Origin of the sequence: Citrobacter sp. Cf118, from assembly GCF_030334095.1 — a bacterium.
GTDB classification, from domain to species: domain Bacteria; phylum Pseudomonadota; class Gammaproteobacteria; order Enterobacterales; family Enterobacteriaceae; genus Citrobacter; species Citrobacter freundii.
On the sequence record NZ_JAOWES010000087.1, the window covers coordinates 110,872 to 136,424 of the forward strand.

At 50.8% G+C, this 25,553-nt stretch carries 23 protein-coding genes and 1 pseudogene; 16 read left to right on the forward strand and 8 right to left on the reverse strand.

From position 1 onward, the window contains the following. Positions 1–1,269: a Y-family DNA polymerase gene (locus tag OGX67_RS15800; protein WP_257651183.1), complete on the forward strand. Its 1,269-nt coding sequence runs from the start codon at positions 1–3 to the stop codon at positions 1,267–1,269. A 122-nt stretch (positions 1,270–1,391) separates the two neighbouring features. Here OGX67_RS15800 and fdnI read toward each other — a convergent pair whose 3' ends face one another. From fdnI to fdnG, 3 genes are read right to left on the reverse strand one after another with little or no spacing between them, the layout of a single operon-like run. Next, positions 1,392–2,045 carry a formate dehydrogenase-N subunit gamma gene (fdnI, locus tag OGX67_RS15805; RefSeq protein ID WP_003020312.1) on the reverse strand — a complete coding sequence of 218 codons (654 nt, stop codon included), beginning with the start codon at positions 2,043–2,045 and terminating at the stop codon, positions 1,392–1,394. After that, positions 2,038–2,925 (reverse strand): formate dehydrogenase subunit beta, encoded by an 888-nt coding sequence (fdxH, locus tag OGX67_RS15810; protein ID WP_003020306.1) that lies wholly within the window; start codon positions 2,923–2,925, stop codon positions 2,038–2,040. Before fdxH ends, fdnI begins: the two co-directional genes overlap by 8 nt. Before the next feature lie 12 nt (positions 2,926–2,937). Continuing rightward, complete coding sequence (gene fdnG / locus OGX67_RS15815; protein ID WP_257651184.1) at positions 2,938–5,988, reverse strand: formate dehydrogenase-N subunit alpha; 3,051 nt, start codon at positions 5,986–5,988, stop codon at positions 2,938–2,940. Positions 5,989–6,163: 175 nt separating this feature from the next. On the opposite strand from fdnG, the pseudogene OGX67_RS15820 reads away from it, so the two are divergent. The 6 genes and pseudogenes from OGX67_RS15820 to OGX67_RS15845 form a co-directional block, all read left to right on the forward strand. After that, positions 6,164–6,339 (forward strand): annotated as a pseudogene (locus tag OGX67_RS15820) (DUF4113 domain-containing protein); the annotation flags it as partial. Between the two features lie 175 nt (positions 6,340–6,514). Further along, positions 6,515–7,114 (forward strand): reactive chlorine resistance membrane protein RclC, encoded by a 600-nt coding sequence (rclC, locus tag OGX67_RS15825; protein ID WP_071696153.1) that lies wholly within the window; start codon positions 6,515–6,517, stop codon positions 7,112–7,114. Between the two features lie 34 nt (positions 7,115–7,148). Beyond that, positions 7,149–7,607 (forward strand): DUF302 domain-containing protein, encoded by a 459-nt coding sequence (locus OGX67_RS15830; RefSeq protein WP_174329896.1) that lies wholly within the window; start codon positions 7,149–7,151, stop codon positions 7,605–7,607. Positions 7,608–7,727: 120 nt separating this feature from the next. After that, a complete protein-coding gene (locus OGX67_RS15835; protein ID WP_286526794.1) occupies positions 7,728–8,003 on the forward strand; it encodes a metal/formaldehyde-sensitive transcriptional repressor in 276 nt (91 codons plus the stop codon). 32 nt (positions 8,004–8,035) lie between these two features. Further along, the gene (locus OGX67_RS15840) at positions 8,036–9,154 is read left to right on the forward strand and encodes an S-(hydroxymethyl)glutathione dehydrogenase/class III alcohol dehydrogenase (protein WP_003020293.1); all 1,119 of its coding nucleotides are present in this window, start codon (positions 8,036–8,038) and stop codon (positions 9,152–9,154) included. A gap of 169 nt (positions 9,155–9,323) precedes the next feature. Continuing rightward, entirely contained in the window at positions 9,324–11,012 is a 1,689-nt protein-coding gene (locus OGX67_RS15845; RefSeq protein ID WP_032949364.1) for a methyl-accepting chemotaxis protein, read from the forward strand. Between the two features lie 40 nt (positions 11,013–11,052). Here the strand turns inward: OGX67_RS15845 and pcaQ are convergent, their stop codons facing one another. Then, the gene (gene pcaQ, locus OGX67_RS15850; protein WP_257651185.1) at positions 11,053–11,976 is read right to left on the reverse strand and encodes a pca operon transcription factor PcaQ; all 924 of its coding nucleotides are present in this window, start codon (positions 11,974–11,976) and stop codon (positions 11,053–11,055) included. Positions 11,977–12,207: 231 nt separating this feature from the next. Between pcaQ and OGX67_RS15855 the strand changes: the two genes are divergently transcribed. The 4 genes from OGX67_RS15855 to OGX67_RS15870 all read left to right on the forward strand — a co-directional run bounded on the left by OGX67_RS15855 (position 12,208) and on the right by OGX67_RS15870 (position 16,815). Continuing rightward, a complete protein-coding gene (locus OGX67_RS15855) occupies positions 12,208–13,110 on the forward strand; it encodes a manganese-dependent inorganic pyrophosphatase (RefSeq protein ID WP_257651186.1) in 903 nt (300 codons plus the stop codon). 120 nt (positions 13,111–13,230) lie between these two features. Beyond that, positions 13,231–14,574, forward strand: a complete 1,344-nt coding sequence (gene hglS / locus OGX67_RS15860) for a 2-oxoadipate dioxygenase/decarboxylase HglS (RefSeq protein ID WP_003020282.1) — start codon at positions 13,231–13,233, stop codon at positions 14,572–14,574. A 193-nt stretch (positions 14,575–14,767) separates the two neighbouring features. After that, a complete protein-coding gene (locus OGX67_RS15865) occupies positions 14,768–16,423 on the forward strand; it encodes a glucan biosynthesis protein D (RefSeq protein WP_003836107.1) in 1,656 nt (551 codons plus the stop codon). Positions 16,424–16,590: 167 nt separating this feature from the next. Next, complete coding sequence (locus OGX67_RS15870) at positions 16,591–16,815, forward strand: HP1242/YdcH family protein (RefSeq protein ID WP_003020276.1); 225 nt, start codon at positions 16,591–16,593, stop codon at positions 16,813–16,815. A gap of 66 nt (positions 16,816–16,881) precedes the next feature. Here OGX67_RS15870 and alr read toward each other — a convergent pair whose 3' ends face one another. Next, entirely contained in the window at positions 16,882–18,108 is a 1,227-nt protein-coding gene (gene alr / locus OGX67_RS15875) for an alanine racemase (protein WP_257651187.1), read from the reverse strand. A 218-nt stretch (positions 18,109–18,326) separates the two neighbouring features. Between alr and rimL the strand changes: the two genes are divergently transcribed. Then, the gene (rimL, locus tag OGX67_RS15880) at positions 18,327–18,872 is read left to right on the forward strand and encodes a 50S ribosomal protein L7/L12-serine acetyltransferase (RefSeq protein ID WP_003836113.1); all 546 of its coding nucleotides are present in this window, start codon (positions 18,327–18,329) and stop codon (positions 18,870–18,872) included. Here rimL and ydcK read toward each other — a convergent pair. Further along, positions 18,864–19,844, reverse strand: coding sequence for a YdcK family protein (gene ydcK / locus OGX67_RS15885; protein ID WP_046670723.1), 981 nt, complete (start codon positions 19,842–19,844; stop codon positions 18,864–18,866). The genes rimL and ydcK overlap by 9 nt on opposite strands. A gap of 113 nt (positions 19,845–19,957) precedes the next feature. Here ydcK and tehA point away from each other — a divergent pair, with 113 nt between their 5' ends. The 3 genes from tehA to OGX67_RS15900 all read left to right on the forward strand — a co-directional run bounded on the left by tehA (position 19,958) and on the right by OGX67_RS15900 (position 22,395). After that, positions 19,958–20,959, forward strand: coding sequence for a dicarboxylate transporter/tellurite-resistance protein TehA (tehA, locus tag OGX67_RS15890; protein WP_071696135.1), 1,002 nt, complete (start codon positions 19,958–19,960; stop codon positions 20,957–20,959). Beyond that, complete coding sequence (gene tehB, locus OGX67_RS15895; protein ID WP_257651188.1) at positions 20,959–21,555, forward strand: tellurite resistance methyltransferase TehB; 597 nt, start codon at positions 20,959–20,961, stop codon at positions 21,553–21,555. Before tehA ends, tehB begins: the two co-directional genes overlap by 1 nt. A 168-nt stretch (positions 21,556–21,723) precedes the next feature. Continuing rightward, positions 21,724–22,395 (forward strand): DUF3313 domain-containing protein, encoded by a 672-nt coding sequence (locus OGX67_RS15900; RefSeq protein WP_003020253.1) that lies wholly within the window; start codon positions 21,724–21,726, stop codon positions 22,393–22,395. 37 nt (positions 22,396–22,432) lie between these two features. On the opposite strand, the gene OGX67_RS15905 is transcribed toward OGX67_RS15900, so the two are convergent. Beyond that, entirely contained in the window at positions 22,433–23,341 is a 909-nt protein-coding gene (locus tag OGX67_RS15905; protein ID WP_200054602.1) for a DMT family transporter, read from the reverse strand. A 185-nt stretch (positions 23,342–23,526) separates the two neighbouring features. Here OGX67_RS15905 and OGX67_RS15910 point away from each other — a divergent pair, with 185 nt between their 5' ends. Then, complete coding sequence (locus OGX67_RS15910; protein ID WP_003836123.1) at positions 23,527–24,396, forward strand: AraC family transcriptional regulator; 870 nt, start codon at positions 23,527–23,529, stop codon at positions 24,394–24,396. Here OGX67_RS15910 and OGX67_RS15915 read toward each other — a convergent pair. Continuing rightward, the gene (locus OGX67_RS15915) at positions 24,379–25,545 is read right to left on the reverse strand and encodes a benzoate/H(+) symporter BenE family transporter (RefSeq protein WP_071696132.1); all 1,167 of its coding nucleotides are present in this window, start codon (positions 25,543–25,545) and stop codon (positions 24,379–24,381) included. The two genes, OGX67_RS15910 and OGX67_RS15915, sit on opposite strands and share 18 nt — an antisense overlap. Positions 25,546–25,553: the final 8 nt, after the last annotated feature.

Sequence of the window (25,553 nt, forward strand, 5' to 3'; positions counted from 1 at the left end):
ATGTTTGCGCTGGTGGATGTTAATTCATTTTATGCCAGCTGTGAGTTGGCATTCCGGCCCGATCTGAAGGGTAAACCCGTTGTCGTTCTTTCAAATAACGATGGCTGTGTCATTGCCTGTAGTGCGGAGGCAAAAGCGCTTGGCGTTAATATGGGCGCACCATATTTCAAACAGAAAGATCTGTTCAGGCGCTATGGCGTGTTCTGTTTTAGTTCGAACTACGAATTGTATGCGGATATGAGCAGCAGGGTGATGTCGATTCTGGAGGAGCTGTCGCCGCGCGTGGAGATGTACAGTATTGATGAAGCCTTTTGCGATTTAACGGGCGTGCGAAACTGCCGGGATCTGACGGATTTTGGTCGGGAAATCAGAGCAACCATTTTACAAAAAACACGCCTCAAGGTTGGGGTCGGTATCGCCCAGACCAAAACCCTGGCCAAGCTGGCTAACCATGCTGCCAAAAAGTGGCAGGAACAGACTGGCGGGGTGGTGGATCTCTCGAATATTGAGCGCCAGCGTAAGCTGATGACTGCGCTCCCGGTTGATGAAGTCTGGGGTGTTGGACGCCGTATCAGTAAAAAACTTGACGCTATGGGCATTAAAACGGTCTGCGACCTGGCAGATACCGATATTCGCTTTATCCGCAAACATTTCAACGTTGTGCTTGAGCGCACTGTGCGGGAATTGCGCGGTGAACCTTGCCTGGAGCTGGAGGAGTTTGCGCCAGTTAAGCAGGAAATTATCTGCTCAAGATCGTTTGGTGAAAAACTCACGGATTACAACGCGATGCGAGAGGCAATTTGTACCTATGCTTCACGTGCTGCGGAAAAGCTGCGCAGAGAGCACCAGTTCTGCCGGTTTATCTCTACGTTTATCAAAACCAGCCCATTTTCCCTGAATGAACCGTATTACGGTAACAGCGCATCGATAAAACTGCTGACACCAACCCAGGATAGTCGGGAAATTATAAGGGCGGCCACATGTAGCCTGGACGCAATATGGCGAGAGGGGCTACGTTATCAAAAAGCAGGGGTCATGCTGGGCGATTTTTTTAGCTCAGGTGTTGCACAGTTGAATCTTTTTGATAACAACGCTCCACGGCATAACAGCGATAAGCTGATGGCCGTTCTGGATACGCTCAATGCTGAAAAGGGTAAAGGAACGCTCTATTTTGCCGGACAAGGTATACAACAACCGTGGGCGATGAAGCGAGATATGCTCTCTCCGCGTTATACCACGAGATACAGTGATTTGCTGCGGGTTGGGTAGGGTTTGTTCATCATTGAATGGAGGGCCTTTTATTCGCCTGATAATCAGGTCTCGCAGCGCCGCAGTATATCACTGGGTCATTGAGAGAATAAGACCGCTGAATAACAGCGGTCTTATTGATTTTATTTAGACTCTAATTCCGGTGCTTTTTCTTCAGTAAGTTCAACCTCACGATACCAGCGAGGATGGTGTTTCTTCGCCCAGCGTCGACTCACTTTCCCTTCGATCATACCTTTAATTGAACCTTTTACCCAAAACGCCATGTACATATGGATCAGAATGGCGTGGATCAGCACAATGGCTGCTGTCGCGTGGATTAACAAACTCCAACGAACAATGTTAATTGAGAAATAATGGGCAAAGTAGGGCCTCCAGATAATAACGCCGGTAATCAGTAATACCAGAATTAGACTCATGATGCTCCAGAACATCATTTTCTGCCCAGCGTTGTATTTCCCCACATCAGCGACTTTATGCTCATTGCCTTTAAGTACCTCAACGATCCCTTTAATCCAGGGAAGGTCCTGTTTATCGGGAATGTTGTGGTGTACAAAACGGACGAACATAAACATCAGCACGATGAAAATCATCACCCCGAAAAACGGATGTAAAATTCGTCCCATTTGCGGTGTACCGAAAGTTTCGGTGAGCCATTGCAACGTCGGGAAGAACAGCGCAATACCGGAAAGCGACACCAGGAAGAAGCTTATTACCACCGTCCAGTGACAAGCACGGTCGATGAATTTGGTGCGCAGAATCATTTTGCTTTTACTCATGACCGTTCTCCTCTTCATCATCATCCGTCTCTTTGTTTGGGCCGACTCCCACGTAGTGGTAAATCAGCCCGGCAAAGGTGGCGATAAATCCGGCGGCGGAGAGTGGTTTTAAAATCCCCTTCCAGAGGTTCACTGGTGCGGCGATTTTTGGCTCATCCGGCAGATTGTGGTACAGCGATGGTTGATCCGCGTGATGAAGTACATACATCACGTGGGTGCCGCCGACCCCTTGCGGGTTGTAGATGCCCGCATTGGCATAGCCGCGTTTTTTCAACTGCGCCACGCGAGTTTCCGCTACATTGAGCATCTCTTTTTTGGTGCCAAACTGGATAGCGCCGGTCGGACAAGTTTTCACGCAGGCCGGTTCCTGGCCCACGCTGACCCGGTCAACGCACAGCGTACATTTGTAGACCCGGTTATCTTCGGGATTAAGCCGGGGAATATTGAACGGGCAGCCAGCAATGCAGTAGCCACAGCCAATACAGTGCTCGGACTGAAAGTCGACAATCCCGTTGGCATACTGAATGATTGCTCCAGCGGATGGACAGGCTTTCAAACAGCCGGGATCGGCGCAGTGCATGCAGCCGTCTTTGCGGATCAGCCATTCCAGCTTGTCGTTCTGGGTGGTTTCGCTAAAGCGCATCACCGTCCAGGACTTAGCGCTGAGATCGGTCGGGTTGTCGTAGACGCCGTTGCAGTAGCCCACTTCATCGCGAATATCGTTCCACTCTGAGCAGGCGACCTGACAGCCTTTACAGCCAATACAGGTAGTGACATCAATTAATTTTGCCACTTCTGCACGGTAATCCCGCGCCTGGGGCGGTGGCGTGATGCTGTTCGTCGCCGAGCGTTTAATAATATCTTGTGATTGCATAGCCATGAGTTCCCTTCCTTACGCTCGCTCGATGTTGACCAGAAACGCTTTATACTCCGGTGTTTGCGAGTTCGCGTCACCCACCGATGGCGTTAACGTATTGGCAAGGAACCCTTTGCGTGTGGCGCCTTCAAAGCCCCAGTGACAAGGGATACCGATAGTATCGACCGGCTTACCATCGATCGTCAGCGTTTGCAGACGTTTGGTGACCACCGCCTTCGCTTTGATAAAGCCGCGTTTCGACATCACTTTCACCGTATCACCTGCCGCAATGCCTTTTTTGCTCGCCAGCGCCTCACCGATTTCGATGAATTGATCGGGTTGAGCAATGGCGTTGAGCAGCGCATGTTTGGTCCAGTGGCGGAACAGTTCGGTAATGGAGTAAGTTGTGGCGACGTACGGGAAGGCATCCGCTTTACCCATATTGGCGATATCGTCATGGTAGATACGCGCAACCGGGCTGGATACGACATCCGGGTGCAGCGGGTTGGTACCAATAGGCGACTCAATGGGTTCGTAATGTTCCGGGAATGGCCCGTCGTTCATTTTGTCGATGGAGAACAGACGCGCTACGCCTTCCGGATTCATGATAAACGGACCAACGTTGCTGCCCGGTGCGGCCTGGCCGTAGTCGGCTACGTCCATACCGACCCATTTTTTGCCATTCCAATGCAGCAGGGTTCGTTTGGGATCCCACGGTTTTCCTGATGGATCGGCCGAAGCGCGATTGTAGAGAATACGGCGGTTGGCAGGCCATGACCACGCCCAGCCCGGTGTGCAGCCCAGACCATACGGATCGCTGTTGTCGCGATTGGCCATCTGGTTGCCTTGTTCTGTCCAGCTTCCGCAGTAGACCCAGCAGAAACTGCTGGTCGAGCCGTCATCGCGCAACTGTGCAAAGCTGCTGAGCTGCTGGCCTTTTTTGGCTATAAGCTGGCCTTTGTCATCATAAAGGTCTTCAAGCGCCTGGCCATTTGCTTCACGCGCAATCTCTTCTGGGTGTGGGTCGTATGGATCTTTATAATTCCAGGCAATATTCAACAAGGGTTGCGGATTCGCTCCACCTTCCTGTTGATACAACTCGCGCAGCCGCATAAACAGGCGACCGAGGATCTTCCCGTCATGTAAGGCTTCACCTGGTGGTTCTGCCGCAGCCCAGTGCCATTGCAACCAACGCCCGGAGTTAGCGATTGAACCATTTTCTTCAGCAAAGCAGGAAGAGGGCAGACGGAAAACTTCGGTCTGAATATCTGCCGGGTTTACATCGTTCATCTCGCCATGATTTTGCCAAAAATTGGACGACTCAGTGACCAGCGGATCGATAACCACCATATATTTCAGTTTTGAAAGCGCGCGAGTTGATTTGTTTTTATCCGGAAACGCCGCCAGCGGATTGAAGCCCTGAACGATGTAACCATTAATCTTCCCTTCGAGCATCAATTCAGCCTGGGTCATTACGTCATACAGGCGATCCCATTTAGGTAGCCAGTCGTAGCCCCAGTTATTTTCCACTGTTGCATTGTCGCCCCAGAAACTTTTCATCATGCTAACAAAGAACTTCGGCGTATTTTGCCAGTAATTGACCTCATTCACGCCTAGCGCAGGCGGCGTGATTTGCGAAATATAGGTCTGGTAGTCAGGCTGTTTTTCCGACGGTAGCGGCATATAGCCTGGCAGGTTCGTCGACAACAAGCCAAGATCGGTATAGCCCTGAATATTGGAGTGGCCACGTAAGGCGTTAACGCCACCGCCCGCCATGCCTATATTGCCCAGTAGCAACTGGAGCATAGCGGCGGCGCGGATAATCTGTGCCCCGGCGGAGTGGTGTGTCCAACCCAGCGCATACAGAATAGTAGCGGTGCGGTCAGGCACGCTGGTGCTGGCGAGAATTTCGCAGATACGATTGAAATCTGCCACTGAGGTCCCACACAACCGGTTAACCATTTCTGGCGTATAGCGGTCGACGTGGGCTTTCAGCAAATTCCACACGCAGCGTGGGTGAGACAATGTTTCATCACGCAGGGCATTACCCTGTTCGTCAAGCTGATAGAACCAGCTCGATTTATCGTACTGGCGTTTTTTGTCGTCATAGCCGCTGAACAAGCCGTCGTCGAACTGATAGTCATCACGGATAATCAGGCTGGCGTTGGTGTAATGGCGCACATAGTCGTGCTGCACCTGGTCGTTTTCCAGCAGATAACGGATTACACCGAGCAGGAATGCGGTGTCGGAACCAGCGCGTATTGGCGCATACAGATCGGCGACGGCGGCGCTACGGTTAAAACGCGGGTCGACTACCACCACGGTGGCGTCATTTTTAGTTTGCGCTTCGACTACCCATTTAAAGCCTACCGGATGTGCCTCAGCGGCATTGCCGCCCATAATAAGCACTACGTTGGCATTTTTAATGTCGACCCAGTTGTTGGTCATCGCACCACGTCCAAACGTTGGTGCAAGAGCAGCAACGGTGGGACCATGACATAACCGTGCCTGACAGTCGATAGCGACCATACCTAGTCCGCGAGCAAATTTACCGTCGAGGATCCCGGTTTCATTACTTGCCGCTGAGGAGCATAGCATGCCCGTGGTGGACCATCGGTTGACGGTAACGCCCTGGGCATTTTTCTCTATAAAGTTGGCATCGCGGTCATCTTTCATGAGTCGGGCAATACGATTAATCGCATCATCCCAGCTAATGCGCTGCCATTTATCCGAACCCGGTGCGCGATATTCGGGATACTGCAGACGGGTTTCACTATGAATATAATCCAGCACGCCAGCGCCTTTAGGGCACAACGATCCACGGCTCACCGGATGATCCGGATCGCCCTCAATATGGTAGATACTTTCTTTGACGTTTTTGGCTGTATCGCCAAGGCTGTACATCAGCATGCCGCAGCCTACTGAGCAGTACGTACAGTTATTACGTGTCTCTTTTGCTTTTAAGAGTTTGTATTGACGGGTTTCCGCGTGAACGGAAAAAGATGATAAGAATCCGAGAGATGCAACAGTTGTTCCTGCCATACCGCCCGCGCAGATTCGAAAGAACTGCCTCCGGCTGAGCTCCATTTTTTTCTCCAGCTTAAACTTAAGACATGAAAAAGTATGGTTATTGTAAGGTTAAATTGTTTTATAAACCATTAACTTTTAGTGGTTATTGACGTGAGAGAATATTAATGCTGTAAGCCTGGGTTATGGATTGGTAAAAATTGATCATGTCAGGTTGGTTGCCGATACGTACGGCGAACTGAATCTTTTTGACGACAACCTAACGCTGTGGCGTAACAGCGATAAACTGATGGAGGTATCTGGGAAAAGGGTAAAGGAACGCTCTACTTTGTCGGACAAGGGATACAGCAACCGTGGGCGATGAAGAGAGACATGCTTTCACCACGTTATACAACGATTTGCTACGAGTAGTTTGATAGCCAAACCGAAAACAAGGAGTTCATTCCACTCAACCGAACTTATCCATAGTCTATATTTTGACCTTTACAGACGATCAAACAAAAATTATAGATTCCTGAATATATAGGCATATAAATAACAAGGTTATAAAGGTCGTGATTTCTACAACACAGGACCTCTGGATATGATGGATAAACTATACCAATATGTTTCAACGAAAGAAAACGTGGGAATAAATCTTTGTCGCATTTCTATTGCCATTGTATTTATGTGGATAGGATTGTTGAAGTTCATTCCCTATGAAGCAGATAGCATCGTTCCTTTTGTAGCTAATAGCCCATTTATGTCTTTCTTTTATAACGATCCGAGTAATTATACTCAGTTCATGAACCATGAAGGCGAATTAATAGAGGCTAACCGCGCATGGCATCATGCGAATAATACTTATGGGTACTCTACCGGACTTGGTATTGTTGAAGTCATTTTTTCATTATTAATTCTTGCTCATTATGTATCACCAAAAATCGGTTTTTGGGGGGCAACACTTGCCTTCTTAACTCCTTTTGTCACTCTGACATTCCTGATATTTACACCAGAAACATGGGTAAGTGGCCAGGATTATCACACCGGATTTCCCTATCTTTCTGGCGCCGGGCGATTGGTCTTAAAAGACACGATAATGATGGCTGCGGGTCTTATTGCGATGGTGCATTCTGCCAAGTGTATCCTTGCACAGAATCAGCACGAGAGAGATTATACCGGCAAAGTATCCGCTGGTCTTAGATAGCTTTCCAGACTATCGTTAAATTAAGGATGTTGTGATGCTTCGGTCTCTAAAAAATATATTTATCACAGTTGCACTGTATCTGCTTATGACGGTAACCAGTCATGCTGCCAACACCGGGAATACCATGATCAAAACGTATAGTACTTATAATTACCAGCAGACCAGAGAGCATCTCATTGCTGCCATTGAGAGTAATAATCTTGTTTTTTTTGGCGAATTTGATCATGCGAAAGAGGCTAAAAATGCTGGACTAACCATGTTACCCACAACAGTCATTATTTTTGGCAATCCTAAAGGTGGCACACCATTAATGCAGGCATATCCTGATATGGCGCTCGATCTTCCCTTTAGAGTATTGATTCGGGAAGAGTCGGATGGACGTGTAGTCGTTGGATATCATCCGGTTGAGATATTACAGACTTATGGACCAGATACTGCGGCAATTCAACCCTTAAAAAATCTGGAAAAATTAGTTCAGAAAGCCATTCAGTGACCTGGCGACCAGGGCTCATCTGACGAGGCCTGGTCGTCACCCCTCATTAAATAGATGTTAGTTTTTTACAATTACATAAAAATTCTGATAGTATACCCCCCTATAGTATAAGGAGGGCGTATGCCGCATTCACCTGGAGATAAAAAACGCATTCTCACCCGTGTACGCCGTATTCGCGGTCAGGTTGATGCGCTTGAGCGCGCACTGGAATCTGGCGAACCATGCCTGGCGATCCTGCAACAAATTGCCGCCGTACGCGGCGCATCCAATGGTCTGATGGGCGAAATGGTTGAGATCCACCTGAAAGATGAACTGGTCAGTGGGGAGACAACACCAGACCAGCGAGCTGTGCGCATGGCTGAGATCGGCCATCTTCTGCGTGCTTATCTAAAATAACACCATCACCTTGCAATAATGGGAAGAGACAAATGAAATCACGTGCAGCAGTTGCATTTGGCCCCGGCCAACCGTTAAAAATTGTTGAAATCGACGTCGCACCACCAAAGAAAGGTGAAGTGCTGGTTAAAATTACCCACACCGGCGTGTGCCATACTGATGCTTTTACCCTCTCAGGCGACGATCCGGAAGGCGTGTTCCCGGCGGTACTGGGCCATGAAGGCGGCGGCATTGTGGTTGAAGTGGGGGAAGGCGTCACCAGCCTGAAACCGGGCGATCATGTGATCCCGCTGTACACCGCAGAGTGCGGCGAGTGCAAGTTCTGTAAATCGGGTAAAACTAACTTGTGTCAGGCCGTGCGGGCGACACAGGGCAAAGGTCTGATGCCTGATGGCACAACGCGCTTCTCGTATAACGGCGAGCCGATTTATCACTATATGGGCACCAGTACCTTCAGCGAATATACCGTTTGCGCAGAGATCTCGCTGGCGAAGGTTAACCCGCAGGCTCCGCTGGATAAAGTGTGTCTGCTGGGATGTGGCGTGACCACCGGTATCGGAGCGGTCCATAACACCGCGAAAGTGAAGGAAGGCGATACCGTAGCCGTATTTGGTCTGGGCGGTATTGGCCTGGCGGTGATTCAGGGCGCGGTGCAGGCAAAAGCCGGGCGTATTCTGGCTGTTGATACCAATCCGGAGAAATTCAAATTGGCTGGTGAAATGGGCGCGACCGATTTCATCAACCCGAACGATTACGATAAGCCTGTGCAGGACGTGATTGTTGAGCTCACCGACGGTGGCGTGGACTTTAGCTTTGAGTGTATCGGCAACGTTAACGTGATGCGTGCGGCGCTGGAGTGTTGCCATAAAGGGTGGGGCGAAAGCATCATCATTGGGGTGGCGGGTGCCGGTCAGGAGATCAAAACACGTCCGTTCCAGTTAGTAACCGGTCGCGTGTGGCGCGGTTCCGCGTTTGGCGGCGTAAAAGGGCGCACTCAGTTGCCGGGTATGGTCGAAGAAGCAATGAGCGGAAAAATTCAGTTAGATCCGTTTATTACGCATCGCCTGCCTCTGGAGCAGATTAACGAAGCGTTCGATTTAATGCATCAGGGTAAATCCATCCGTACTGTTATCCATTTTGGTGATAACTGATTCATTGGCCAGCGGATTTCACCGCTGGCACTTTCCTGAATTTTTTAGAATTATGTTGTGAAAGTGTGACGAATCCGGCGCTTTTCACGGTAAGTAAACTTCCCGGATTGCCGATGACTATCTAACGGGCGTGTTTTCACGCATAAACCCTACAAGAGAGTCGACGGTCATGGACAACACTACATCGATGCAAGCCCTGCATAAACTGGGCTTTCTGCATCAAATCCGACTGGTTCCGCTGTTTTCCTCCATTCTCGGTGGCATCCTTCTGCTATTCGCCTTAAGTTCCGGGCTGGCAGGTTATTTTCTTATGCAGGCCGATCGCGATCAGCGCGATGTAACCGATGAGATTCAGGTCAGGATGGGGTTATCTAACAGCTCTAACCACTTACGCACCGCGCGTATCAACATGATCCATGCTGGTGCGGCGAGCCGTATTGCTGAAATGGATGACATGAAGGCCAATATTGCCGAGGCAGAAAAACGTATTAAGCAATCGCAGGACGGTTTCAATACTTATATGGCTCGTGCGGTGAAAACTACTGCCGGAGAGGCGTTAGACGCTGAACTGAGCGCCAATTTCAAAGCCTATATCGATGGCTTACAGCCTATGCTCAAGTACGCTAAAAACGGCATGTTCGAAGCGATCATCAACCATGAAAATGAACAGGCCAGACCGCTGGACTCTGCTTACAACAAGGTATTGTTAAAGGCGATCGATATTCGTACCGCCAGGGCGAATCAGTTAAGCGAACAGGCGCACCAACGTACACAGCTTGGCATGGCCTTTATGCTGGGGGCATTCGTTCTTGCGCTGGCACTGACCGTGATGACGTTTATTGTTCTGCGCCGTACCGTTATTCATCCTCTGTTACGTGCGGCCCAGCGCATTGAGCAAATTTCAGAAGGGGACCTGACAATGCCAGAGGAACCCACCGGACGCAGCGAAATTGGGCGCCTGAGCCGTCATCTGCAGACAATGCAACGGTCGTTGGCGAAAACAGTGGGCACGGTACGTCAGGGCGCGGAAGAAATCTACCGCGGTACCAGTGAGATTTCGGCGGGTAATACCGATCTGTCTTCACGTACCGAACAACAGGCCGCGGCGATTGAACAAACGGCGGCCAGCATGGAAGAGCTGACGGCTACGGTGAAGCAAAACGCCGACAACGCGCATCATGCGAGTACGCTGGCGGAAGATGCATCCGGCAAGGCCAGCCGGGGCGGTCAGATGGTCTCTGGTGTGGTGAAAACCATGGGCAATATCTCAACGAGCTCGAAGAAAATCTCTGAAATTACCGCCGTTATTAACAGCATTGCCTTCCAGACCAATATCCTGGCGCTGAACGCGGCGGTTGAGGCGGCGCGGGCAGGAGAGCAGGGGCGTGGGTTTGCAGTGGTGGCTAGTGAGGTCCGTACGCTGGCAAGCCGCAGCGCTCAGGCGGCAAAAGAGATAGAAGGATTGATCAGCGAATCAGTCCGATTGATTGACCAGGGCTCTGGAGAAGTCGTCGCGGCGGGCAATACGATGACGGATATTGTCGATGCGGTAAAACGCGTGACCGACATTATGCTGGAAATTGCGGCGGCCTCTGATGAACAAAGCCGGGGCATCGTCCAGGTAAGCCAGGCGATTTCAGAGATGGATAAGGTCACGCAGCAAAACGCCTCATTGGTTGAAGAAGCATCGGCTGCTGCGGCCTCTCTTGAAGAGCAGGCCGCACGCTTAACGGAAGCCGTCGGCACATTCCGTTTAACCGGGACAAGCGCAATAAAACGCGTTCCGGTAACTACTACGCCGGGTCATTCACGTCCGCAGGCGGCAACGGCCAGCGGCGATAATTGGGAAACGTTTTAATCATCAATAAAGGGACCATCTGGTCCCTTTATTTTTGGCATCAAAATGGTACGGTTTTGCGTATTGCGGCGATAAGGGTCTGCGCGGCCTGAGAGAGTTGCACATCGACACGAGTAAGAATCCCGATGGGTTCACCCGCCCCGTGGGTAGGTATCGGCAACGATACCAGCGTCGCCTGGCGTAAATCCTCTCTAACCGCACCTGAAGGGACAAACCATACATAGTCGTAATCAACCGTCAGTTGGCGGGAGAGCGATGCTGAAAGTGTTTCAATGCAGCCTGGCGGCATTTTACAACCCTGACTTTGCAACAATGCTTCTGCGTGCTGGCGAGGCGCGGTTCCTTTTGGCGAAACCACCACCGGCCACTCCATTACCCGACTTAATGTGATGGTTTCCTGCAACAACGGGTGGTTAGGGCGCACGACCAGTTTAAGTGATTCCAGAAACAACAATTCATAATTCAGACCGACCATTAATTCCGGATCGGCCATGCGACCAATGCCGAGATCAATTTCTCCGGACTTTAAACCCGCCAGGATCATTGGGTTACTCATGGTGGCAACCTGCAGCGTGGTCTCCATTTGCTGCTTGTGGAAAGGACCAATTACCGCAGGCAGAATGCCCAGTGCCGCGGTGGGTAAGGCCCCAATCCGTACGACATCAGTCTGCGATTCTTCGCGCTGATTTAACGCTTGCCCGGCAGTGTTGAGCGCATCCAGCACTCTTACCGCGTGGGTAAGAAACTGCTCTCCTGGCAGCGTTAACTGCGCGCCAAGGCGGCCACGCTCAAAGAGCCGGGTCCCGGTCAGTTGCTCCAGTTCATTTAGCGTTTTGGAGAGAGCCGGTTGACTCAGGTTAAGGGTCTCAGCCGCGCGCCCCAACGTTCCCTGCTGTGCAACGGCGACAAAAGTATGAAGATGGCGCAAGCGAATGCGCTGATTGAACAGAACATTTTTTTCCATAAGCGATGTTAAAAACAGAGCCGTATCGGTGACAAGTAAAGTTGTTTGTTTTTGATAACCTGATAGCAAAATATTATTAACATTTATCATGTTTTACTTACAACTGATTTATTTTGCTTGTGTTTTGTACAGCGTTGCTGGGTGGTGGGATCATGGAAGGGAGTATGTTCAGTCGTTATACTTTGGTTATTGTTTACTTTTGAACGATTTCTCTTCACAAGGCACTGATGAATGATACATGTAATAGGGCACCTTAATCCCGATAGCGATGCCATCTGCACCGCCGCAATGACGGCTCGTTGGCTTAGTTTACGTGGCCAGCAGGCGACGGCATGGCGTTTGGGCGAGCCTAACCGCGAAACGCAGTTTATCTTTGAGCATGCGGGGCTGACGATGCCTGAACGGTTGACGTTTGAACTGACCGATCGTGACGTCTGGCTGGTCGATTTCACCGAGCCTGCCCAGGGGCCGGAATCGTTGACAGAAAGTAACGTGGTGGGAATTATCGATCATCACCGACTTGGTGGGTTAGTCACCCGTCTGCCACCGGAAGTGTGGGTGAAGCCCGTCGGCAGTAGCGCAACCCTGCTGTGGCAACTGATGACGGAAGATGAACGTAACCAGTTATCTTCCGCTGAGGCTATTTTACTGCTCGGCGCCGTATTGAGTGACACTGTCACGCTTCGTTCACCAACGACCACCACTGACGATCGCCTGGCGGTTGATGCGCTGGCCCAAAAAACCGGAGTGGATCTTGACGCTTTCAGTCGCGACCTGCAGTCAGCCAAAACAAGCGTGGAAGGGATGAGCGCCCGCGAACTTTTGCAGAAAGACATTAAAACCTTCACCATCCATGGACATTCAGTATGTGTAGCGCAGCTTGAACTGTATGCGCTGCAACAGGTGGATGCGGTGCTGGACGATCTCCGTCAGGAAATGGCGCGCTATGCAGAGGAAAAGAATGCTGCGTTGGTCGTGCTGATGCTTACCGACATCAATCTGGGTGACACCAGCCTGTGGTTTGCTGGAGCAGAACTTTCAGACATTCCGCAACCCTGCAAGGTAGAAGGTATGCTTAGCCGTAAAAAACAGATGCTCCCCTGGCTGGAAAGTCATTTGAAACCCCGTCAGTAGGTACTGTTCATCGTTTATATGGGTGGGAAGTTTACGCGGGGTCACACTTTGTAAATTCTTCCCACCGGAGTCAGCGGTGTTTTCTACACTCCAGGTAATATTCACTGGAGGCATGACATTATGGCGAACACCATCACGGCAGATGAGATTCGGGAACAATTTTCGCAGGCAATGTCAGCAATGTACCAGCAGGAAGTCCCGCAATACGGCACGTTGCTGGAACTTGTCGCTGATGTGAATCTGGCGGTACTGGAAAATAATCCGACGCTGCATGAAAAACTGGCGAATGCGGATGAACTGGCCCGGCTAAACGTTGAGCGCCATGGCGCTATTCGAGTGGGTACCGCGCAGGAGCTTTCTACGCTGCGCCGAATGTTTGCCGTTATGGGCATGTATCCGGTGAGTTATTACGATCTCTCCCAGGCAGGCGTCCCCGTACATTCCACAGCCTTTCGTCCCATCGACGATGCCTCGCTATCGCGCAACCCGTTTCGGGTATTCACCTCGTTATTACGGCTCGAACTAATCGAAAACGCCGCGCTGCGGCAAAAAGCCGCTGAGATCCTCGCGAAACGCGATATTTTCACTCGCCGTTGTCACGAGCTGCTGGATGAATTTGATGCGCAGGGCAGTTTTACATCTGAACAGGCGCAAGAGTTTGTGCATGAAGCGCTGGAAACATTCCGCTGGCATCAGCACGCCACGGTCGATGAAGAGACCTATCATGCATTGCATAACGAACACCGGCTGATTGCTGATGTAGTGTGTTTCCCCGGTTGCCATATCAACCACCTGACGCCGCGTACGCTGGATATCGACCGGGTGCAGTCGATGATGCCGGAATGCGGCATTGAACCGAAAATACTGATTGAAGGGCCGCCACGCCGCGAGGTGCCCATTTTATTACGTCAGACGAGTTTCAAAGCGCTGGAAGAACCGGTGTTGTTTGCCGGTGAAATGCGCGGCACTCACACGGCACGTTTCGGTGAAATCGAACAGCGCGGTGTGGCCCTGACGCCGAAAGGCAGAGCGTTATACGACGAATTGCTGAATAAAGCGGGAACGGGGAAAGACAATCTGACGCACCAGTTACATCTTCAGGAGGTGTTCAAGGCGTTTCCGGACAGTGAGTTTCTGCTGCGCCAGCAGGGACTCGCCTGGTTTCGTTATCGACTGACGCCATCAGGCGAAGCGCATCGCCAGGCAATCCGTCCGGATGACGACCCGCAACCGCTCATTGAGCGAGGGTGGCTGGTTGCGCAACCCATCACTTACGAAGATTTTTTACCGGTGAGCGCCGCAGGGATTTTCCAGTCCAATCTGGGGAATGAAACGCAGGCTCGCAGCCACGGGAATTCCAGCCGCGACGCGTTTGAACAGGCGCTGGGTTGCGCGGTTTATGATGAGTTTGCGCTGTATCAGGAGGCGCAAGAGCGAAGTAAACGTCGGTGTGGTTTACTTTAATGGAATTTACATGGGATTCGGTCTGTTCCCATCGACATAAAATATTTTCGATTTTGTACAGATAATCGGCGACCAACAATTGGATTATTAATGAATTTTGTCTAGAGTGAGCGGTCAGAAATGTGCACTCTCTTGCCGCTGATTTTGACCGGCGCGGGACCATTTACACGACCAGAAGGACTCACTTTCAGGCATGAATCGCAGACGATTTATTAAAGGTTCAATGGCAATGGCCGCCGTGTGCGGAACCAGTGGTATTGCATCACTCTTTTCCCGCGCCGCCTTTGCGGCAGAGTCTGACATTGCAGACGGAAAAACCGTACGTTTTGATTTTTCCGTTCTGCAATCGATGGCCCATGACTTAGCACAGAAACCCTGGGGCGGCGCACCGCGCGCGTTACCGGACACGCTGGCGAAACTGACGCCGCAGGCCTACAACAGCATTCAATATGACGCAGAGCAGTCTCTGTGGAACAACGTTGAAAATCGTCAGCTTGATGCGCAGTTCTTCCACGTGGGAATGGGTTTTCGTCGCCGTGTACGTATGTTCTCGGTTGATGGCAGTACGCATATGGCGCGTGAAATTCACTTCCGTCCGGAACTGTTTAAATATAACGATGCGGGCGTGGATACCAAACAGCTGGAAGGGCAGACTGACCTCGGATTCGCCGGGTTCCGTGTTTTTAAAGCGCCAGAACTGGCCCGCCGCGATGTCGTTTCTTTCCTGGGGGCCAGCTATTTCCGCGCCGTGGATGACACCTATCAGTACGGTTTATCGGCCCGCGGTCTGGCGGTAGATACCTACACCGACAGCAAAGAAGAGTTTCCTGATTTCACCTCTTTCTGGTTCGAGACGGTTAAACCGGGCGCAACCTCCTTTACCGTGTATGCACTTCTCGACAGCCCAAGCGTAACCGGTGCATTCAAGTTCGTGATCCACTGCGAGAAAACGCAGGTGATTATGGATGTACAAAACCACATCTATGCGCGCAAAGACATCAAACAGCTCGGCATTGCGCCGATGACCAGCATGTTCAGCTGCGGCAACAATGAGCGTCGGATGTGCGACACTATTCACCCGCAAATTCATGACTCCGATCGTCTGGCGATGTGGCGGGGCAATGGCGAGTGGATCTGCCGCCCGCTGAATAACCCGCAAAAGCTGCAGTTCAACGCCTATACCGATAACAACCCGAAAGGGTTTGGCTTGCTGCAACTCGATCGCGACTTCTCCCATTACCAGGACATCATGGGCTGGTATAACAAGCGTCCAAGCCTGTGGGTCGAACCGCGAAACCAGTGGGGCAAGGGGACCATCGGCCTGATGGAGATCCCGACGACCGGCGAAACGCTGGATAACGTTGTCTGCTTCTGGCAGCCTGAGAAGAAGATCAAAGCCGGCGATGAGCTGGAATTCAAATATCGCCTGTACTGGAGTGCTCAGCCGCCGGTGCGTTCACCGCTGGCTCGCGTGATGGCGACCCGGACAGGCATGGGCGGTTTTCCGGAAGGATGGGCGCCGGGCGAGCACTACCCGGAAAAATGGGCGCGCCGTTTTGCCGTTGATTTTGTTGGTGGCGATCTAAAAGCTGCTGCGCCGAAAGGCATTGAACCGGTGATTACGCTCTCAAGCGGTGAAGCGAAACAGATTGAGATCCTCTACGTGGAACCAATCGACGGTTATCGCATTCAGTTTGACTGGTATCCGACCTCTGACTCAACCGATCCGGTAGATATGCGTATGTTCCTGCGTTGTCAGGGTGACGCCATCAGCGAAACCTGGCTGTATCAGTACTTCCCACCAGCGCCGGATAAACGTCAGTACGTTGACGACCGCGAGATGCGTTAATCACTCTCTTTACGGCTCTCCTGATGGGGAGCCGTATCTGCATTCATCCTCATAACGACTCTGTACACTATTTACTCGATCCTGTTCGCATTTTTCTGTATGGCAAATGGGTACTCTGTGAGTGTGTATTTCTTATACACGTTCTTGTCCACTAACAGGGAGAAAGTATGTTTCCAGAATACAGAGACCTTATTTCCCGACTGAAATCCGAGAACCCTCGCTTTCTGTCCTTATTCGAAAAACACAACAGCCTTGATCATGAGATCTCCAGACTGGAAGGTTCGGATGGTCGGGGGTATAGCTTGGACATTGTTCGTCTTAAGAAACAGAAACTCCACCTGAAGGAAGATTTGCTCAAAATTTTGCAAAGAGAGAGTGTCAGTGAGAGCTAAGTAGAATGGCGCTTGCTGTGTAAAAGGGCTTCCAGCGAGAAAAGGAAGCCCTTCCTGTTTTAGGTGTTAATCGACTATCACGCGTTTGTTCGTCGCCCCCCAGAGGATCGACATTTCAGTGAACAGCGCGCCGCTAATTTCTTCGACTTCTTCTGCGCTAACCTGCGCATTTCCCTGTTTACCGAACAGCACCACTTCATCGCCAGATGCAACCTGCGGTAAATCGGTCACATCGACGATCACGGTATTCATGGATGTTTTACCCAGTACCGGAACCCGCTGGCCGCGGATCAGCACGTGTCCCGCGTTACTGAATACACGGCGATAACCATCAGCATAACCTGTCGGGATATTGGCCAGAACGGAATCACGTTTAAGGGTATAGGTTCTGTCATATCCGACGGTGTTTCCTTTGGGGTAATGGTTTACCGACGCGATGGCGGATTTAAATGTCATGACGCGTTTGTATTCGGTGCTGGCGATGGTATCGCCATAAAAAATACCGCCAACACGGACCATGTCGAGCCAGGATTCAGGAACGGTCAGGGTGGCGAACGTATTCGCGACATGCAGGGTGACATCTTCGCGTTTAAGCCCGGTAATTTTCAGTACCTGGGCCGATTGCTTATTGAAACGGGCCAGATCGCGTCTAACCACCGCAGCATCTTCTTCCGGGAAATGCGACATGATGCCAACAATTTTCAGGCCGGGTAATGCGGAAATGGCGCGGGCTTCTTCCAGACCTGCAGCGGTACTGACTTCCAGACCGTTACGCGACATACCGCCAGAGTTCAGTGCCAGATGAATACGAATGATTTTACCTTTCTCCTGAGCAATGGCACTCAGACGCTTAGCCATATCCAGATTACCGATCAGCTCTTCGGTATCGAAGTCCGCTGCCTGGCGCATCTCTTTTTCCGTCGCGTTGCGAACGCGCATGAGCTGTGATGTATAGCCTGACTGGCGAACGGTTCTAATCTCCTCATTGCTGGCGATGCCAATACATTGCACGCCGTTTTGCATCATCACCGGTGTTACCAGTGAGAGATCGTGGCCATACGCGTCTCCTTTAAGAATGGCGCACATCCGGGTTTTATCTGCCAGCAGTTGCTGAACTTTATGAATGTTATATTCCAGTGCGCTACGGGAAATTTCCAGCGTGGTATTATCCACGACCTGTTGCTGATTGACTGCAAAGGGAACGGGGCCTGCTTGAGTGGAGGAAACGGGTTGGTGACAGGCGGTAATCAGTAAAAGCGGAATAAGTGCTAAACGACCCAAAGGTGCTGCCATGCTTGCTCCTTAGCAATAAAGTGAAAGTGTTATTGTCATCATTACGGTCTATCCATGAGGGGATACCCGAATCACCAGAGTAACGGGTTCCACGCCAGAGATTCTTTCTAAGTGATTGCTGTTACAGCATAAAAATAAGACTTCCCCGACTCTAAACAGAGTAATATCGGCTACTGCCAGTCAGAAATGCCCCGTTTACGATTGCAAAGGAGATAAACATGTCAGAAATAATAATCGTTAGTGACGCGCTGGAACTGCGTGCCGTCGAAGAACAACACGTCACCCCTCTGCATCAGTTGGTTCTTAAAAATAAAGTCTGGCTCCAGCAGTCGCTGAACTGGCCGCAGTTTGTGACTTCTGTGGAGGACACCCGCAAGAATGTGCAGGGCAATATGATGTTGCACCAGCGCGGCTACGCCAAAATGTTCCTTATTTTCGAACAAGGGGAGGTGGCTGGCGTTATCTCGTTTAACCAGATAGAACCGCTGAACAGAGCCGCTTATATTGGTTATTGGCTGGACGAAGATCACCAGGGCAAAGGTATTCTGTCTCAGGCGCTACAGGCATTGATTCAGCATTATGCGCAGCGCCAGGAGATTCGCCGCTTCGTGATTAAATGTCGTGTAGATAACGTCAAGAGCAACCAGGTGGCGTTGCGCAATGGCTTCCAACTGGAAGGATGCTTACGACAAGCGGAGTTCCTCAATGGCGATTACTATGATGTGAATCTCTATGCCCGCATCATTGATGACTCTTCAGAATAAACCGGCGATAGGGGTGCGCGTAATACGTTGTTCGCCGTTGATCACTTTTGGCCCGCGCAGATGGATCGCATCGCCATCAAAGGCTTCAACTTGGGCCTGACCGGTTATCTCAATATGATGCTCGATCAGCACTTCACCCAGAATACAGGCGTGGCCTTCAATCAGGATGTGCCCATCCAGCAGAATTGGGCCGCCGCGTAATTTTGCATGCCCCCCGACCAGCACATGGTGCTTCAGCACACAGTTACCTTCAACCTCCGCGTGTTCCGCCACCTGCGAGCTATAGCGCAGGGTAGGAATGGCGTCTTCATCAGTTCCGGCGATGACACGCGCATGTCCATAGACTTTAGCGCAATCGCAGATCCAGACATTATTCTCTTCGTTACCTTCTACCCGTGCAAAATCAAAAACTTCAGCCCGATGTTCTATAAAGGCATAGTTAATCATCGCATCACCATAGATCTGCACCTGATGCACCACGCGTGAATTGCTGACTGTCGCCCGATCGTAAATTTGCAGGAGCTGGTCGTTTTCACGAGTTAGTCCTTTGGCGGCGATAATTTCAGAGTCACACACAATGCGCGCATCACCGCAGAGAAGGCACTCACCGCGAACAACAGAATCCCGAATGGTGACGTTGTCACGTATTTGCGCGTTATGGCTGATTTCTGCTCGGTCAATCCAGGCTGCATCACCAATCTGCGCGCCATCTCTGACCACGCTTGCCTGTGTAATACGGGCATTTCCGGATATCGTCGCGCCGGAAAACGCGAGCGCATTCTCATCGTAAATCCAGCAATCGCCACTTTGCGAAAGCACGCTTTCATCATCAATCCAGCCACCGAGCGTACCGGCTTTAACATCATTAAAATCAATGAGCGCAATTATCTGGCGTAGTAATACGCTCTTTTTATTGCCATTATCCTGGTAACTAAAGGCGCGAGGTTCATCGCCCAGACGATATTTGGTCATAGCTCATTTCCATGTTGCGCACCTTAGTTAAACGTAGCAAAGTTTTCCGCACTGGCTAAATTCGTGGAAATTCCATAAAATGCATTTCAAATATACTTTAAAAAATAAACAAAATGAGTAAGAGCAAGCAAAGTGAGCGAGTCCTCAATCTTCCGGCCGGTTATTTTGGCATGGTACTGGGCATCATCGGGATGGGGTTCGCGTGGCGATATGCCAGCCAGGTATGGCCTGTAAGCCACTGGATTGGCGACGGTTTAGTGATCCTCGCGATGGTCATATGGGGATTGTTGACGCTGGCCTTTATTAGTCGTTTACTGCGTTTTCCTCATAGCGTACTGGTGGAAATTCGTCATCCGGTGATGAGCAGTTTTGTCAGTCTGTTTCCGGCTACAACGATGCTGGTCGCGATTGGTTTTGTCCCGTGGTATCGACCGCTGGCGATTGTGTTGTTCAGCATCGGCGTGGTGATACAGCTGGCGTATGCAGCCTGGCAAACGGCTGGATTATGGCGTGGCGAGCACCCGGAAGAGGCCACCACACCGGGTCTGTATCTGCCAACCGTTGCCAATAACTTTATCAGCGCCATGGCCTGTGGTGCGCTTGGCTTCAACGATGCCGGGTTGGTGTTTTTGGGCGCAGGGGTATTTTCCTGGCTCAGCCTCGAGCCGGTTATTCTGCAGCGTTTACGAAGCTGCGGCGAGCTGCCGACGGTTTTACGGACTTCACTTGGTATACAACTGGCGCCTGCGCTGGTCGCCTGTAGCGCGTGGCTTAGTGTGAACGGTGGCGAGGGAGATACGTTAGCCAAAATGCTGTTCGGCTATGGTCTGCTGCAACTTCTGTTTATGCTACGCCTGATGCCGTGGTATTTGTCACAGCCGTTTAATGCGTCTTTCTGGAGCTTCTCGTTCGGCGTATCGGCACTGGCGACTACGGGGCTGCATTTAGGGCACGGCAGCGAGTCAGGTTTTTTTCATACGCTGGCGATCCCGCTGTTTATTTTTACCAATTTTATCATTGCGCTATTACTGATACGTACGTTTGCATTGCTGATGCAGGGAAAACTGCTTATTCGCACCGAACGTGCTGCATTACTGAAATCTGAGGATAAATAATGATCCGTTGTGACGAAAACTACTTTACTGAGAAATATGATTTGACCCGCACGCATTCCGATGTCGTCGACGCGGCAAAAATTGTTGCCCCGGGCAAAACGTTAGATCTGGGCTGCGGGAATGGCCGTAACAGTCTGTACCTGGCGGCCAACGGTTATGACGTTACCGCATGGGACAAGAATCCGATGAGCATCGCCAATCTGGAACGCATTAAAAACGCGGAAGGGCTGACTAATCTGCACGCTGAGGTGGCGGATCTCAATGCGCTAAACTTTGACGGTGAATACGATTTTATTCTTTCTACCGTGGTGATGATGTTCCTGGACGCGAAAACCATCCCGGGCCTGATTGAAAATATGCAGCGCTGCACCAACCCAGGTGGGTATAACCTGATCGTCGCGGCAATGGATACCGATGATTTTCCGTGCACCGTTGGGTTCCCGTTTGCGTTTAAAACAGGGGAGTTACGCCGCTACTACACAGGTTGGGGTCTGCTGAAATATAACGAAGACGTAGGTGAACTTCATCGTACGGATGAGCACGGCAACCGAATTAAACTACGCTTTGCAACAATGCTGGCGCGTAAAACGGTCTGACCTGCCCATTTGTGATAACTCTTTCTACGTTCAGCATTTTTTTCGTGCTGAATATTAAGAAAACGTTAAGATAAAATTGTGCGGGCCTTACCATTTTTAGTTCATCCAAAATGATTTCCTTTTGCTATTATTTCAGATGCATATCTGCAAATACTAAGGGATCGTTCCATGCGTGCTCAAACTTTATTTAAAGTTGCAGTGCTTACGGGTTTACTGGCGTTATCAGGCTGTGCTTCAAAAATTACGCAGCCTGATAAATATTCAGGTTTTTTAAAAGATTACTCCGGCCTGAAGGAAACAAAATCTGCAACCGGACAGCCGGTGCTGCGTTGGGTTGATCCCAACTTTAATGAGTCTAAATACGATAACATCGTTTATAACCCGATCACGTATTATCCGGTTCCTAAACCAACCACCCAGGTCGGTCAGCAGGTTCTTGATAAGCTGTTGAGCTATACCAATACCCAAATGAAAACTGCCCTGGCAAAACGTAAACCGCTGGTTACGACGCCAGGCTCGCGCAGTCTGATTTTCCGCGGGGCAATCACCGGTGTTGCTACCAGCAAAGAAGGGCTGCAGTTCTATGAAGTGGTCCCGGTTGCACTGCTCGTTGCGGGTACGCAAATGGCGACGGGGCACCGTACCATGGACACGCACCTCTTTTTCGAAGGTGAGTTGATTGATGCGGCAACCAATAAACCTGTCATTAAAGTTGTACGTCAGGGTGAAGGTAAAGACCTGAACAACGAAAGTACGCCGATGGCGTTCGAAACGTTGAAGAAAGTTGTTGATGACATGGCGACTGATGCTTCCATGTTTGACGTAAATAAAAAACAATAATAACGAAGAACGCACCATCCCTGGATGGTGCGTTTTTTTATGCCGCCCGGCGACGATATACGAGTTTACCCATCAGCGTTTCTGGTCGGGCAAACATCACCAGATTCCCCAGCAAAATCAATACTAATCCCACAATCGCATTAACCTGCCAGACATACCCTTCATACAACGTAGACAGCGTTAGCGCCACCAGTGGAAAAAGCAGTGTACTGTATGCCGCTTTACTGGGACCAATGCGTCCGACCAGCGTGAAATAGGCGCCGAAGGCGATTACCGAACCAAAAATAGCCAGATACAACAGCGCACTGAGATAACTGAAGGTCCACTGTGGCGTGAAGCTGTCGCCGCGCACCAGCGCAATGGTAGCAATCAACACAGTGCCGTACAGCATCGCCCAACTGTTGGTGGTCATCACCTCGAGACCTTTTTTCTGATGACGCAGACTTATCATATTGCCCAGTGAGAAACCAAAAGTGCCGAGGGCGCTTAAACTAATCCCCAGCAGCAGCGAGTGATTCAACCCGCTGTTGACCAAATCCTGCCAGAACAAGGTGACGATACCTGTCAGCCCCAGCCCGGCGGCAATATAAAAGCGTCCTGGTGGTTTTTGACCAAAAAACAGGTAGCTATTAACCGCATTGAACAGGACCGCCATCGAGAAAATGACGGATTCGAGACCAGTATTGATCCACGCAGCGGCAGTGTAAAAACACCAGAAGTTAAAGCAAAAAACGCATCCACCTTGTAACAGACAAAACAGATGATCGCGTCCGGAAAGCTTACGCAATTTCCCGCTGATCAGCAGGATGGCTATCATCACGGTGCTGGCGATGGCAAAGCGCCAGAAGATGGAAACTGGCGCCGCAACCGGGCCTTGTTGCAGGTAAATCGCAATCCATGTCGTTCCCCAAATCACCACCACCAGGCAGTACAACAGTCCGTTCATACAACTCTCTCTTTTTGGTCTTCAGGCGCACACTGTGCCACGTCGGGTAGCAGGGGGCTTTCATCGGCTTGCGGTGGACTTGCAAAATCTTGCGCTTTTTTTAGTGTAAAGGTGAAAAGGAAGCTGTTAACGATATGTAGCTGATATAGACTGAAAGCCTGCTAACTTATTTTGAATGTGATGGTATGTCTCAGCCCTACGGTGCCTTTGAAAACTTACGCAAACACAATGCCGTGCTGCACGAGTCGGTTGCGTTACATTCGGGGATCCAACTGGCTGCCTGGTCAAACAAGCGCGACACCATTACCCAGTATTGCGATCACCACACGCTAAGTTTATACATCGCGGATGGCTACGAGAGTTATCACAAAACGGCGGGAGGCTGGAAGAATGGCGGCGGACCGGATCGTTTTTGCCTGATGCCAAAAGAGAGTGAGTCCAGTTGGGATATTCGTGACGATCTTTCCTTTGTTCATCTCTATTGTACCGACGCTCACCTGCGCGAAGTGGGTGAAAAAGTCTGGGACAAAAGCCCCTATAGCTTCACGCTGGACGAGCATACTTTTGGCAGCGACCCGGGGATCACGGCGGTTTACCGTCAGTTTTTGCTTGGTAACGACTGGCTGCAACCCGCTAATCACCTCACGCTTAGCGCGGCATCTTCACTACTGTTAACGCATCTGATCCAGCATTACAGCAACGTTCAATGGCGACTTCCCGTTGTCACCGGAGGGCTTGCGCCTGCCACCTTGCGCAACGTGCTGGCCTATATTGAAGCACATCTGGCGTATCCCATAACGTTGAGCGATCTGGCTGGTGAGGCAGCGCTAAGCGAATTCCATTTTGCCAGAATGTTTCGCCAGTCGATGAATATGGCGCCGCATCAGTACGTCATGCAACGCCGTATGGCGCTGGCGCAGCAACTGGTCTGTTATTCATCACGCAGCCTGTCGGATATTGCAATGGCCTGCGGATTTAGCTCGGCGAGTCATTTCAGTAACCGGTTTAAACAAGTGACAGGTAAAACACCAACGCAGCTACGCGCGGCGAAATAACGTCAACACTGCGTAGCAAATACCGCCGACAACCAGCCCCCAGAATGCAGACCCAATGCCAAATACCGTCAGACCACTGGCCGTAACCAGAAAAGTCACGATGGCGGCATCGCGTTCAGCTTCATTATGTAAGGCTTGATATAAACTACCGCTAATCGTGCCGAGTAATGCAAGACCAGCCAGCATCTGGATCCAGCTTACGGGCAGGGCTGCCATCACTCCTGTAACCGAACCGCCAAACACCCCAGCCAGAAGATAGAAGACGCCTGCTGCCGCTGCGGCGAGCCAGCGCCGATTTGCATCCGGATGCGCTTCAGGACTTTGGCAAATTGCGGCGGTTATGGCGGCGATGCAGATGGAATAGACGCCAAAAGGTGAAAATAGCAGCGCCAGTAGACCCGTAAAAACAATCAGAGGGGAAACGGGTAACGAATATCCTGATGCTTTCATGGTCGCAATACCGGGGGCATTTTGCGAAGCCATAGTGACCAGAAATAACGGTAGTGCAATGCTGATACTGTGGGCTAATGAAAAGTGCGGGGTAATAAACGCTGGGATAACCGGTGACAGATTAACATCATTAGTGACAATGTCACCTTTCATCAAGGCGATGGCAATACCCACTAACATCGCAGCGATAACGGCATATCTTGGGGCAATAACTTTTAGCACCAGCCATGCCACCAGCATACTACCGCACAAAATAAGCTCACTGTTCAGGCTATTAAATGCCTGCAAACCAAAACGCAGTAAGATCCCAGCCAACATGGCTGATGCCAGCGAGTGGGGAATGATTTTCATCAGGCGGGCAAACAGTCCGGTTACGCCGCACAGCACAATCAGCGCGTTAGCCACGATAAAAACGCCGATGGCATCCTGAATAGATACCCCGTGCAGGCCCGTCACCAGCAGCGCGGCACCGGGCGTTGACCATGCGGTAAGTACAGGAGCGCGATACCACAATGTCAGCACCAGCGTACTGACCCCCATTGCTAACCCCAGTGCGGTCATCCAACCTGCAATTTGCCCGGTAGTCGCACCTGCGGCGAGTGCCGCTTGCCAGATAATGGCCGCCGAACTGGCATAGCCAACCAGGACCGCCACAAAACCCGATAATACAGTGGGCAGGGGGATGGAGAATGCACGCATATTCACTC